Source organism: Collimonas sp., assembly GCF_035566555.1.
Classification (GTDB): Bacteria; Pseudomonadota; Gammaproteobacteria; order Burkholderiales; family Burkholderiaceae_D; genus Collimonas.
On record NZ_DATMRB010000075.1, the window covers coordinates 1 to 11142 of the forward strand.

Sequence of the window (11142 nt, forward strand, 5' to 3'; positions counted from 1 at the left end):
TGAACAAGTCGACATCGCGAATTTCAAAGTCCATGCCTTTCTCGAACAGAACGAGACGGCAGCGTTGTGAAAATGGGCAGGTTGTACCCGAATAGAGAACCATCATTTTTATAGTTCCTTAGAAACAAAAGGGTGAGACCCATACGGCTCACCCCAAAACGCATATCCGCAAAATCGCGGATATGAACTACTTAACGTCTTTCCAGTATGACGCGTTGAGGCGCCATGCCAGAACAAAGAACATGCCGAGGAACAGCAGTACCCAGACGCCCAGGCGCTTGCGGGTATTCTGAGCAGGCTCGCCCATCCATTCAAGATAGGAAACCAGGTCGGCGACTGCAACGTCATATTCGACCTTGTTCATCTTGCCTGGCTTGAGCTGCTCGAAACCGACAAACTTGTGCTCCATCTTGCCTTCTTCGTGAGGATCTTTTACGTCTTCGTATTTGGCAGTACGAATGCCTTCCAGTTCCCACAGTACGTGCGGCATGCCGACGTTAGGGAAAACCATGTTATTCCATCCACTTGGACGGGTATCGTCCTTATAGAAGGTGCGCAGGTAGGTGTACAGCCAGTCCGGGCCGCTGCCGGCGCCGGATGCCTTGGCGCGGGCAATCACCGACAGGTCCGGCGGCGCGGCGCCGAACCATTCCTTGCCGTCTTTCGGCGCCATGGCGATGGTCATCAGGCCGCCGACCTTGTCGGTGGTGAACAGCAGGTTGTCCTTGATCTGCTCTTCTGTCAGGCCGATATCGCGCAGGCGGTTGTAGCGCATGGACGATGCCGAGTGGCAGTTGAGACAGTAATTCACGAACAGCTTGGCGCCGTTCTGCAGCGCCGACAGGTTATTCCCCTGCGGCGGAGCGGTATCCAGCGGATAGCCGCCTTCTTCGCTGGCGAAAGCCAGCGCAGGCAGCAGCACCAGAGTCGCCACTAATTTTTTTATCAATGCGCTTTTAAGCAATGTCATGTTCTTATCCTCTGGCTTAGTGCGGGTGATAAACAACACGGTCCGGCACCGGCTTGAACGTACCCGCCGCGCTCCACCATGGCATCAGCAGGAAGAAGCCGAAGTAGATGAAAGTGCAGACTTTCGACACATAGCCGCCGATGGCCGATGGCGGTTGCACGCCGAGGTAGCCCAGCACCACAAACGTGATCGCAAACAGGATGTAGATGTATTTGTGCCAGCTCGGACGATAGCGGATCGACTTGACCTTGGAATGATCCAGCCAAGGCAGGCCGGCCAGGATCATGACCGAGACGCCCATCAGGACCACGCCGAAGAACTTGGCGTCGAAGATGAACATGGCGCCGATGATGGCCACGCCGATCACGGTAGAGGCAATCTTGACGATGCCGCTCAGCGACGACTTCAACCACAGCAGCGCGACAAAGGCGGCGACGCCGGCTTGCAGGTAGATGATGAAGTCCGAAGTCACTGCGCGCAGGATCGAATAGTAAGGCGTGAAATACCAGACCGGTGCGATATGCGGCGGCGTCTTGAGCGAATCGGCCGGGACGAAGTTGTTGTACTCGAGGAAGTAGCCGCCCATTTCCGGGCCGAAGAACACCACCGCGCTGAAGACAATCAGGAACACCGCAACCGCCATCACGTCATGCACCGAGTAGTAAGGGTGGAAAGGCACGCCGTCCAGCGGTATGCCCTTGGCATCCAGCTTTTCCTTGATCTCGACGCCGTCGGGATTGTTCGAGCCGACTTCGTGCAGGGCGATGATATGGGCTACCACCAGGCCGATCAGCACCAGCGGAATCGCGATCACGTGGAACGAGAAGAAGCGGTTCAGGGTAGCGTCCGACACCACGTAGTCGCCGCGGATCCACAGCGACAGGTCAGGGCCGATGAAAGGAATCGCACCGAACAGGTTGACGATCACCTGCGCGCCCCAGTAGGACATCTGGCCCCAAGGCAGCAGATAGCCCATGAAGGCTTCGCCCATCAGGCACAGGAAAATGCCGACGCCGAACAGCCACACCAGCTCGCGCGGTTTGCGGTACGAACCGTACAGCAGGCCGCGCACCATGTGCAGGTAGACCACGATGAAGAAGGCCGAAGCGCCGGTCGAGTGCATGTAGCGCACCAGCCAGCCCCACGGCACGTCGCGCATGATGTATTCCACCGAGGCGAAAGCCAGGGTAGCGTCCGGCTTGTAGTGCATCACCAGGAAGATGCCGGTGACGATCTGGATCACCAGCACCAGCAGCGCCAGCGAACCGAAGGCGTACCAGAAGTTGAAGTTCTTAGGCGCGTAGTATTCCGACAGATGCGCCTTCCAGGTGGAAGTCACGGGGAAACGCGCATCGACCCAGTTCAAGGCTTTCTCGGCGATGGGGGCATCGGCCGGCAGCTGTTTTTCGTGGAATGCCATGGTTTAAGCCTCACCTTTCTCGTCTTTACCAATGACGATCTTGGTATCGGACAGGTACATGTAGCGTGGCACATCGAGATTGTTCGGCGCTGGCTTGTTCTTGAAGACACGGCCGGCCAGGTCGAAGGTGGAACCATGGCAAGGGCAAAGGAAGCCGCCTTGCCAGTCGTCCGGCAGCGAAGCCTGCGCGCCTGGCGTGAATTTCGAAGATGGGGAGCAGCCCAGATGCGGGCAGATACCGACCAGCACCAGGGTTTCTTCGTGGCCGACATGGCCGCGGTTGTTCGACTTGTTCTTGCAATAGTCGGGCAAGTCCATGGTGTAGGGCTTGAGCGACTCGGGATCGGCAACTTCAGAGGCGGTATGTTCCAGCCCTTTCAGTTGCTCGGGGGTACGCTTCATGATCCAGACGGGCTTACCGCGCCACTCGAACACTTGCATCTCGCCTGGTTTAATGCCGGAAATATCCACTTCCACTGGCGCTCCTGCTGCTTTCGCGCGCTCGGACGGCTGGAACGTGGACACAAAAGCCCCCGCAGTGGCCAGACCGGCCACTCCACCCGCCGCGCATGTAGCGACGAGCAAACCACGCCGACCGGAATCGACCTGCTTTTCGATACTCATACCAACCCCAATCAGTCAAAATACGAAAATTGCACGGAACTTCTAGCAACCCTAGATTATATCGAAGCCGGAGACTGTTTTAAAGGAAATACGTACAGTCAAGTACAAAATCACTTAATTACATCGATTCTGCCGTTAAATCTGGCACAATTCCCTTCAGATGCTCATTCTTGCACCGCAGCAAGTCTGGGCGCTCCTGAAAAGATGGTGGAAAATAACAAGAATTGACAATTTTGTCCTTTTAATCCGGTCGCGATCGCAGTATCTTACCGACTGTCAACATTAGTATGGAGAAATAGCGATATGAGCATGATGCAAGAATTCAAGACCTTTGCGCTCAAAGGCAATGTGATGGATCTGGCGGTCGGCGTCATCATCGGCGGCGCCTTCGGCAAGATCGTCGACTCACTGGTGCAGGACATCATCATGCCGGTGGTCGGCAAGATTTTCGGCGGCCTCGACTTTGCCAACCACTACTTCCCGCTGAACGGCCAGGCCGCAGGCCTGACCCTGGCCGAAGCCAAGAAAGCCGGCGCCGTGCTGGCCTACGGCAACTTCATCACCATCGCCCTGAATTTCGTCATCCTGGCTTTCGTGATTTTCCAGATGGTGCGCATCATCAACAAGCTGCGCGGCGAAGTCCCGCCTGCGCCTGCGGCCGATCCGGAAAACATCGTGCTGCTGCGCGAAATCCGCGATTCGCTGAAGAAATAGCCCTACCCTGCGGCAAGCAACAACGCCGCAGCCAAGAGCCCGCTTCCTGACAGCGGGCTTTTTTACGCCCGTCCGCCAGCCCCGCTTGAGCAAGCGCCGCCTGCAAGTTGCGTCACGAGTTCCCATGCGGTAATCTGCACATGGCGCTGCTTGTTTGCGCAACAACAAAACCAAGACACGCCGCCAAGGCGACGCAGCCGTATCTAATCTAAAGGGAGCCGAATTGCCCTCCACCGACTTGCAACCGGAACAACTGAAGATCTGGCTGGCTGCAGTCGCCCGCAAGGACGCCCTTGCCTTCCGCGCTCTCTATGACGCGACTGCGCCGAAACTGTTTGGCTTCGCGCTGCGTATACTAGTCAAGCGCGAATGGGCAGAAGAGGTTCTGCAGGACAGCTTCGTCAACGTCTGGAACAATGCAGACAGCTACCAGGCCAGCCTGGCCGCCCCGATGACCTGGATGACCACCATCGTGCGCAACAAAGCCTTCGATTTCCTGCGCCGTAGCGACAGCGCCGTCGAGATCGATGCCGACACATTCGACAAGGAAGTCATGAACGCAATGGAGAGCGCTGACCCGACACCGTTGGAAGCGCTGCAACTCACCACGGATGCGAAGGCGCTGGCAGCATGCCTGGGGCGCCTGGAGGGATTGCATCGTCAAGCCATTGCCCTGTCCTTCTATCACGACCTGTCGCATAGCGAAGTCGCGGAACAGATGAAGCTGCCGATCGGCACCGTCAAGACCTGGATCAGGCGCGGCCTGGAGCGCCTCAAGACCTGTCTGGGCACGCTGGGGGGCGCCCGATGAACATCCAGACCAATCCTGCCCTGGTAGACAAGCTGGCGGCCGAGTACGTATTGGGCACGCTCAAGGGCGGTGCGCGCCGCCGTTTCGAGAGCCTGCTGCGGCGCCACGACACATTGCGCCTGGCAGTCGCCGAATGGCAGGACCGGCTGCATCCGCTGGCCGAACTGACGCCGGCAGTGCCTCCCCCGGCCGCAGTCTGGCCAGCGCTCGAAGCCAAGCTCGGCCTGTCCGCCAAGCCGCGGCGCCAGCGCTCTTTCTGGTTCGAGCTGCGCGAAGACATCAGCTTCTGGCGCGGACTAGGCATGTTCTCCACCGCCGCCGCCATCATCCTGACCTCGCTGCTGCTTACCAAGCAATTACAGCCGCTGCCGGCGCCCATGCCAGCCTCCTCGTATATCGCGATGCTGAGCAACGACCAGGCCCAGCCGATTGCCGTGGTGACCGGCGATGCCCCAGGCGGCCGCCTGACCGTCAAGGTGATCGCGCCGCAAGCGATTGCCGCCGACAAGAGCCTGGAACTGTGGGCCGTGCCGAAAGAAGGTCCGCCACGCTCGCTCGGCCTGCTGGCCGCCGACGGCAGCGTCAGCCTGGCATTGCCGGCCAACGCCACGCCGCAGTCGATACCGCTGCTGGCGGTGACGCTGGAACCGAAGGGCGGCTCGCCGAATCCCAACGGCCCGACCGGACCCATCGTGTTCAAGGGCGCCTGGGTGCAGATCTAGCCGATCGCGGTTGCCGGCGATGTGGGCCGCAGCAGAGATGCAGCGGCCCGTTTCATTCCGGCGGTTGGGCTCAGCGTGAGCAGGCCGCGGTCATTCGCGGTTGCCGATGGTGATCACCCGCATCAGCAAGCGATACAGGAAAAAAGCAGTGCCGTGCCAGGCACGCGCCTGCCATGACAGGTTGTCGAAGGCATCGACGGCGACGGCATCGCCGTCGGCGATGCCGATCTCTATCTGCTGCCGCAACGCGCGGGAAAAATCGGCATCCCTGATCACCACGTTGGCTTCCTGGTTCACCAGCAGGCTCAAACCATCGAAATTGCTGGAGCCGACAGTGGCCCAGTGTTCGTCAACCACCGCCACCTTGGCGTGCAGCGTGGTCTTGCGGTATTCCACAATCTTGACGCCGGCCTTCATCAGTTTCGGATAATAAGACTGGCTCACCGCATCCTGCAGCCGATAATGTCCTACTCCCAGCAGCAAGGTGACGTCGACCCCACGTCTTGCCGCCTCCTCCAGCCCGCGCCGCAATTTCCGGCCGGGGGCAAAATAAGGGCTGGTCAGCAAGGCGCTTTGGCGCGCATGTCCCAGCGCCTGCAGATAGGCGCGCTGGATGGTGCGGCGGTTGCGCAGGTTATCGCGCAGCACCAGGCCCGCCAGCGCTGGTCCGTGCGCGTTGCCTGGGCGACGGGCGCGGCTGCGCTTGAACTGCTGCAGGCGCGCCAGCAGTTTCATTTCGCCCAGCCGCAGCCATTGCGCTTCCAGTTCAAGATGGATGGTGGCCACCAGCGGGCCGCTGATGCTCACCGCAAAATCCCAGCGCGGCGCCGGCAGCGGCAGACGCAAATCGTCGTCGGAAACCATGTCGTCGATGATATTCAAGCCGCCGATAAAACTGATGTGGCGGTCGACCACGCACATCTTGCGATGCATCCTGGCGACGCCGCGCCGGAACCACGGGTTGAAAGCGCGATACATGACGCCGCTGGCCTCGAATTCTCGTTGCAGCGACAGCGAGCGCAGGCGGCCGCTGCCGAGCCAGTCGGTGATCACGCGCACGGTGACGCCGCGCTGCGCCGCGCGCGTCAGCGCCTGCTGCACCGAGTCTGCGGTGGCGTCGGCGGCGAAGATATAGGTTTCCAGGTAGATTTCGACGCGGGCGGCATCGATCGCGGCAATCAGCGCCGGAAAAAAGGCGGCGCCATTGTGCAGCAGCGTGATGTGATTATCCGCGCTGAAGCTTACCGCGCGCATGCAATGGAAAAAGCGAACAAGAAGAGAGACGGCATGCGGACGATCTTTCTGAAATCATGGTTGAAGCCGGCGCAGGCGACGGTGTTTAACGCAATCTGAGCGTCGCTACGATAGGCGCGTGGTCCGACAGTTTTGCCCATTCCGCACCGTGCAGGACTTCCGCCGATTCTACCGTAAAGCCGCGCAGATAAATCCGGTCCAGCCGCAGCCACGGAAAGGCGGCAGGAAAAGTCCGCGCCGGCTTCAGCTTGGGCGTGCGTCCTATCAGCTGCTGCAGGTAGGAGCCGACGCCTTGCATCATGCCGGCGCTGGCGATGCGCTCATCGAATATTTCGGTCACGTCCAGCCGCGCCCGCAGGAAGTCGCTCAGGCGATTGCCCCAGTCGTTGAAATCGCCGGCGATGATCAGCGGCGCATCCGGCGGCGAGGAACTGCGCACCGCTTCGATCAGGGCCGCGGTCTGGCGGCGGCGGCCGCCGCCGAACAAACCCAGGTGCACCACGTAGCAATGGACATCGACGGTCGGGGTTTTCAGGACGCAATGCAGGATGCCGCGCGCCTCATAAGCATGGTCGGAGACGTCCTGGTTGCTTTGCGAGGCGATTTCGAAGCGGCTCAGCAAAGCGTTGCCGTGATGGCCGTGGTCGTAGACGGCGTTCATGCCGTAGGCGGCGTGATGCGAATCGCCGGCCAGGAAATCATGCTGCGGCTGCTCTGGCCAGTGCGCCGCGTGACGCGCCGCCAGCAAGTCGTGCCGTCCCTGTACTTCCTGCAGGAAGAAGACATCCGCCTGCATCCGCGCCAGCGCCTGCTTCAGGGCGTGCACGCGCGGTCGGCTGCCGAGCGAGGAAACGCCCTTGTGTATGTTGTAGGTTGCGATACGCAGTTTCATGGAGGGTACGGCTTACTGTTCAAGGTGATGCGGCAATTGCAGGATAGCCTCGGCGTTGGACGGCGAAAAACACGCATCGGCGGCCTCGCGGTAAGGCAGCCATTTGTATTGCAAATGTTCGCGCGGCGCCAGCGTGACCGCGATGCCGGCCGGCACCAGCAGGCCGAACACGTGTTCGGTATTCTTTGTCACACCCGGCGCGTAGCGATGGCGCCACACCGGATAAATCTCGTAGATATTCGCCACCCGCCAGTCGCTCAGGTTGGCGGCGGGTACGCTGCCGCCGTCGGCAATCGCAATGCCGGTTTCTTCCTGCACTTCACGGCTTGCTGTCGCTGCCAGCGCTTCCTCGGGGAAATCCTTGGACCCGGTCACCGACTGCCAGTAATCCAGCTTGTCGGCGCGCTGCATCAACAACACCTGCAAGTCTTCCGTGTAAATAACCACCAATACCGATTCGGGAATTTTATACATGCAAATAAGCAAAAAAATGAGGTTGCGTCAGCGTAATCCGGCAAGCGCAAGATCATGCCAGCCATGCTACACCACCGCCGCCAGCGGCTGAGTGACCGGCCACGCTTAGCAGGCTGGGCAAGGTTGTGCTGCAATGAGCCGGTCTACGCAAAGCACTACTATAAACCGGTTTCGGGAGGCGTAAAAAAAGCGCGGAAAACCGCGCTTTTTAATGACTGCTTTGTCTCTGAAAATCAGACTACTTTCGCTTCTGGCGTACGCAGGCGGATATGCAATTCTTTCAATTGCTTTTCGTCGACTTCCGACGGCGCTTGCGTCAGCAGGCATTGCGCGCGCTGGGTCTTCGGGAAGGCGATGACGTCGCGGATCGACTCGGCGCCGCACATCATGGTGACGATGCGATCGAGGCCGAAAGCCAGGCCGCCATGCGGAGGCGCGCCATACTGCAGGGCGTCGAGCAGGAAGCCGAATTTCAGCTGCGCTTCTTCGGCGCCGATATTCAGAGCACGGAACACCTTGCTCTGCACTTCCGCGCGGTGGATACGGATCGAACCGCCGCCCAGTTCCCAGCCGTTCAAGACCATGTCGTAGGCCTTGGCGATGGCCTTGCCTGGATCGGTTTCGATGAAATCTTCGTGACCGTCTTTCGGCGATGTGAACGGATGGTGCAAGGCGTTCCAGCGGCCGCTGTCTTCGTCGTATTCAAACATCGGGAAGTCGACCACCCACAGCGGACGCCAGGTGTCGTCGAACAGGCCAGCCTTCTTGCCGAACTCGCTGTGACCGATCTTGACGCGCAGGGCGCCGATGGCATCGTTGACCACCTTGGCCTTGTCGGCGCCGAAGAAAATCAGGTCGCCGTCTTGCGCGCCGGTCTGTTCCAGGATCTGCGCCAGCGCGGCATCGTGCAGGTTCTTGACGATAGGCGATTGCAGACCGTCGCGGCCGTTGGCCTTCTCGTTGACCTTGATGTAAGCCAGGCCCTTGGCGCCGTAGATGGCGACGAACTGGGTGTAGGCATCGATTTCGGAACGCGGCATGGCCGCGCCGCCAGGCACGCGCAGGCCGACCACGCGGCCGTTTTCCATGTTGGCAGCGCCGGCGAAGACCTTGAAGTCGACGTCTTTCATCACTGCGGTGAGGTCGGTGAAGGCCAGCTTGACGCGCATGTCCGGCTTGTCCGAACCGTACAGCGCCATCGCGGTAGCGAAGTCCATGACCGGGAACGGGTTAGGCAGGTCGATATCCAGCGCGTTCTTGAACACCAGGCGGATCATGCCCTCGAACATGTCGCGGATTTCCTGTTCCGACATGAAGGAAGTTTCGCAGTCGATCTGGGTGAATTCCGGCTGGCGGTCAGCGCGCAGGTCTTCATCGCGGAAGCATTTGACGATCTGGTAGTAACGATCGAAGTTGGCCACCATCAGCAGCTGCTTGAACAGCTGCGGTGATTGCGGCAGCGCGAAGAAGTGGCCGGCGTTGACACGCGACGGCACCAGGTAGTCGCGCGCGCCTTCCGGGGTCGACTTGGTCAGCATCGGCGTTTCGATGTCGATGAAGCCGTTGGCATCCAGGAATTTGCGCACTTCCATCGTCACCTTGTAGCGCAGGCGCAGGTTGTTTTGCATCTGCGGACGGCGCAGGTCCAGCACGCGGTGCGTCAGGCGGGTGGTTTCCGACAAGTTGTCGTCGTCCAGCTGGAACGGCGGCGTGATCGACGGGTTCAGCACTTCCAGTTCATGCGCCAGTACTTCGATCTTGCCGGACTTCAGGTTGCTGTTGCCGGTGCCGTCAGGGCGCAGGCGCACCACGCCGGTGATGCGCAGGCAGAATTCGTTGCGTACCGCTTCTGCGTTCTTGAATACTTCAGCGCGGTCCGGATCGCACACCACCTGCACCAGGCCTTCGCGGTCGCGCAGGTCGATGAAGATGACGCCGCCATGATCGCGACGACGATGCACCCAGCCGCACAGGCTGACGGTTTGGCCGAGAAGTACCTCAGTAGTGAGGCCGCAGTATTGGGTTCGCATGGACATATTCAGTTTTTCGCAGTTCAGATGTTGTACGGATGTTTTAAATTAATGTTGGTGCTTGCAGCGCGGAGATGTCCGGCGCGGCGCCGAATGCCGCCGCCCGCCGCTCTTATGCGCCGGGCTTGTTGCCGCTGCCCGGCGGCGTATCGACGATCAGCTTCCTGCCGTTCAGTTGCTCCGGCGCGACCACGCCCATTGAAACAATATACTTCAGGGCTTCGTCGACGCTCATGTCGAGTTCGATGGTGTCCGCGCGCGGCAGCATCAGGAAGAAGCCCGAAGTCGGATTCGGCGTCGTCGGCACATACACGCTGACGTAATCGCCGGCCAGGTGATTCTTGACGTCGCCGCCAGGGATCCCGGTCAGGAACGCGATGGTCCACGATCCCTGGCGCGGATACTGCACCAGCAAGGCTTTGCGGAAGGCATTGCCGGACGACGAGAACAAAGTGTCCGAGACCTGCTTGACGCTGGAATAGATCGAGCTGACCACCGGAATCCGGGTCAGCACCGCTTCCCATACCTGGACGATCTGGCGGCCGATGAAATTGCGCGTCGCCAGGCCGGTCAGGAAAATCACCAGCAAGGTCAGGATGGTGCCGAGGCCTGGAATATCGTGGCCCAGCGAAGCCTTGGGCCGCCATTGCTCAGGCAGCAGCAGCAGCGACTGGTCCATCGTGCCAATGATCAGGTTCAGCACCCATAGCGTGATTGCCAGGGGTACGAGAACCAGTAGACCGGTGATGAAATATTTACGCATGGCTTTCTTTGTCGGACGTCAGCTGCCAAGCAGCTGCGCCGGGTTCAACTCGTTGACTAAGTGGACGACCTCAGCTTGCCGCTGCCGTGCCGCCGGAACTGCTGCCGGCTGCACCGGTGCTGGCTGCTGCCGGCGCCGTGCTGCTGGCGGCAGCGGCAGCCGGGGCTGTCGGCGTCGCCGGAGCAGTGACCACGGTACCCGCGGGCGCCGCCGGTTCTGCTGCGCCTGCCGGCGGCACTGTCGCCCCGGCGCCGCCACGGAAATCGGTGACATACCAGCCGCTGCCTTTCAGCTGAAAACCAGCCGCAGTCACTTGTTTCTTGAATTCGGCTTTGCTGCAGGACGGGCAAACCGTCAGCGGCTCATCGGACATCTTTTGCAGCACATCTTTGGCAAAACCACAGGCTTCGCAGCGATACGCATAAATCGGCATGGTGAAACTCCGCAAATATCTTACAAAACCCTGAA

At 60.2% G+C, this 11142-nt stretch carries 13 protein-coding genes; 3 read left to right on the plus strand and 10 right to left on the minus strand.

Features of this window, described 5'->3' with window-relative positions; translation table 11 throughout:
* From VNZ65_RS09615 to petA, 4 genes are all read right to left on the minus strand, one after another.
* A partial coding sequence (locus tag VNZ65_RS09615; RefSeq protein WP_325659762.1) for a glutaredoxin domain-containing protein occupies positions 1–106 on the minus strand: 106 nt, incomplete at its 3' end.
* 81 nt (positions 107–187) lie between these two features.
* A complete protein-coding gene (locus tag VNZ65_RS09620; protein WP_325668360.1) occupies positions 188–970 on the minus strand; it encodes a cytochrome c1 in 783 nt (260 codons plus the stop codon).
* Positions 971–986: 16 nt separating this feature from the next.
* Positions 987–2390: a cytochrome bc complex cytochrome b subunit gene (locus tag VNZ65_RS09625; RefSeq protein ID WP_325668362.1), complete on the minus strand. Its 1404-nt coding sequence runs from the start codon at positions 2388–2390 to the stop codon at positions 987–989.
* Between the two features lie 3 nt (positions 2391–2393).
* A complete protein-coding gene (petA, locus tag VNZ65_RS09630; protein WP_038485351.1) occupies positions 2394–3014 on the minus strand; it encodes a ubiquinol-cytochrome c reductase iron-sulfur subunit in 621 nt (206 codons plus the stop codon).
* A gap of 303 nt (positions 3015–3317) precedes the next feature.
* Here petA and mscL point away from each other — a divergent pair, with 303 nt between their 5' ends.
* From mscL to VNZ65_RS09645, 3 genes are all read left to right on the plus strand, one after another.
* Positions 3318–3728, plus strand: coding sequence for a large conductance mechanosensitive channel protein MscL (gene mscL, locus VNZ65_RS09635; RefSeq protein WP_325668365.1), 411 nt, complete (start codon positions 3318–3320; stop codon positions 3726–3728).
* 223 nt (positions 3729–3951) lie between these two features.
* A complete protein-coding gene (locus tag VNZ65_RS09640) occupies positions 3952–4539 on the plus strand; it encodes an RNA polymerase sigma factor (RefSeq protein ID WP_325668367.1) in 588 nt (195 codons plus the stop codon).
* Positions 4536–5261: an anti-sigma factor gene (locus VNZ65_RS09645; protein WP_325668369.1), complete on the plus strand. Its 726-nt coding sequence runs from the start codon at positions 4536–4538 to the stop codon at positions 5259–5261. Before VNZ65_RS09640 ends, VNZ65_RS09645 begins: the two co-directional genes overlap by 4 nt.
* 90 nt (positions 5262–5351) lie before the next feature.
* Here VNZ65_RS09645 and clsB read toward each other — a convergent pair whose 3' ends face one another.
* The 6 genes from clsB to VNZ65_RS09675 form a co-directional block, all read right to left on the minus strand.
* Entirely contained in the window at positions 5352–6515 is a 1164-nt protein-coding gene (clsB, locus tag VNZ65_RS09650; protein WP_325668371.1) for a cardiolipin synthase ClsB, read from the minus strand.
* An 85-nt stretch (positions 6516–6600) separates the two neighbouring features.
* Positions 6601–7407 (minus strand): endonuclease/exonuclease/phosphatase family protein, encoded by an 807-nt coding sequence (locus VNZ65_RS09655; RefSeq protein WP_325668373.1) that lies wholly within the window; start codon positions 7405–7407, stop codon positions 6601–6603.
* A gap of 12 nt (positions 7408–7419) precedes the next feature.
* Positions 7420–7881, minus strand: coding sequence for a dihydroneopterin triphosphate diphosphatase (nudB, locus tag VNZ65_RS09660; RefSeq protein WP_062111951.1), 462 nt, complete (start codon positions 7879–7881; stop codon positions 7420–7422).
* A gap of 233 nt (positions 7882–8114) precedes the next feature.
* Positions 8115–9917 (minus strand): aspartate--tRNA ligase, encoded by a 1803-nt coding sequence (aspS, locus tag VNZ65_RS09665; protein ID WP_168231358.1) that lies wholly within the window; start codon positions 9915–9917, stop codon positions 8115–8117.
* A gap of 106 nt (positions 9918–10023) precedes the next feature.
* Entirely contained in the window at positions 10024–10674 is a 651-nt protein-coding gene (locus VNZ65_RS09670; protein ID WP_325668379.1) for a DUF502 domain-containing protein, read from the minus strand.
* A 70-nt stretch (positions 10675–10744) separates the two neighbouring features.
* A complete protein-coding gene (locus VNZ65_RS09675; RefSeq protein WP_325668381.1) occupies positions 10745–11107 on the minus strand; it encodes an FmdB family zinc ribbon protein in 363 nt (120 codons plus the stop codon).
* Between the last annotated feature and the right edge of the window lie 35 nt (positions 11108–11142).